The sequence below is a fragment of the Peribacillus sp. NPDC097198 genome, from assembly GCF_044762055.1.
GTDB lineage: Bacteria > Bacillota > Bacilli > Bacillales > DSM-1321 > Peribacillus.
Map to the genome: position 1 here is coordinate 1 of NZ_JBIWDO010000030.1, position 1,633 is coordinate 1,633.

Here is a 1,633-nt window from a genome sequence, read left to right on the forward strand (position 1 = left end):
AATGTTTGACTTGCTCATTTTGCTTTTTTTATAGTGTGTGCTCACTCAAAATTTACGTTGGCGCTTTGTTTTGTTCAGTTTTCAAAGAGCAATTTATCTCGTTTTTCGTTAGAACAACTTGTTAATCCATCATAACACACTATCAATTAGTTGTCAACTTCTACGAAGTTTTTAACTTATTTTTTAGTCACTGTGTTAGCAGCAACTAATTCATCTTATCACTTTCATTATAAGAAGTCAATAGTTTTTACTGTTTATTTCTTCAAGCAATCTGCCAGAAGTTGATGAAATTTTTGTTTGACTGACTTGGTGCTTATTTATATTAATCCTTTTTGTCATCAAAGTCAATGTATTTTCGTTTTTTTCTTTTATGACCATATCCGTTAATTAATATCCACAATTGCACAGCATGAGTTGGATCCTATCATTACTCTTCTCATTATAAAATTAATGATACAAATTAAAGCATGGACTATTAATTATCGACCATTCCTTCTATTATTAGGAATGAGGGTAAATCAATTGATCAGTTTTCCAAATATTTAAATAATATTTTTACATTTCTACCAACATGTACTATAATGAAATTATTTTTAAAAATCGAAAACTACTTTAAATCATTGTAATCTAGCGGGGAGAGGAATTCATAAGTGGTTAATAAAGATACATCTTTGAGGTTGCAAAGTATCGTTTTTATTGGTTTTATGGGAGTAGGTAAAACTACAATAGGCCAAAAAGTCGCTAAAAAACTATATAGGGACTTTATTGATATAGACCAAGAAATCGAAAAAGAATTTAATATGCCCACGACTGAAATATTCAAGAAGTTCGGGGAAAAGACTTTTCGTGAAAAAGAAAAGGAAGTAATTGAACGGTTCAGCCAGCAAAAATTAAAAATACTTTCTTTAGGAGGCGGGGCCTTTTTACAAGAGGATATAAGAGATATATGCCTCTCCAATTGCATAGTATTTTACCTTGATTTATCTTGGGACTATTGGAAAGAAAGAATTAGCTTACTTATTGATAGTAGACCGGTCTTGCAAAGTAAAAGCCTAGAAGAAATTGAAGACCTTTTTAAAACCAGACAAGAAGTTTATTCCTATCATCATTCAAAAGTGAACACAAATAACTTGGATGTTGATGAAGTAGCAGATTTCATAGTAGATTCTTTAAAAGTTGCTTGGGAGATTCACGAACCACTTTAATACTTAAAAAGATGATTGGCTCAGTCTAGCCAATCATCTTTTTTATTGTTGAATAAAAATGATTCACAAATGAGATCACAGCTTTTCACGATGTTAGGAAAGAAGAGACCATTTTAAATGGATGATGGTTTAGGAGCCATTTCTGAATGCTAACTCTCCAGGAAAAATCAACGGATATCCCACCGCATTCCCATACCATTTATAAAAACGAGCCAATAAGTTATTAGAAAATATATAAAGAAAATGAATTAGCCATGTATTCTCCGCGATTTCGAGACCTTACGGTCTTCTTCTACTGTCTGGCTGAGAAGGTAAAAGGATTTACTAAAAACAAAAAAAGGCCAGCCTAGTGGCTGACCTTGAAATGGCTTGGCGGCGTCCTACTCTCACAGGGGGAAACCCCCAACTACCATCGGCGCTGAAGAGCT

General features: G+C 33.1%; 1 protein-coding gene. It reads left to right on the plus strand.

Annotation, left to right across the window (positions count from 1 at the left end; genetic code table 11):
• The first annotated feature begins 704 nt into the window (after positions 1–704).
• On the plus strand, positions 705–1,205 hold the full coding sequence (locus ACIQXQ_RS20770) for a shikimate kinase (protein WP_402876150.1): 501 nt from the start codon (positions 705–707) through the stop codon (positions 1,203–1,205).
• Positions 1,206–1,633: the final 428 nt, after the last annotated feature.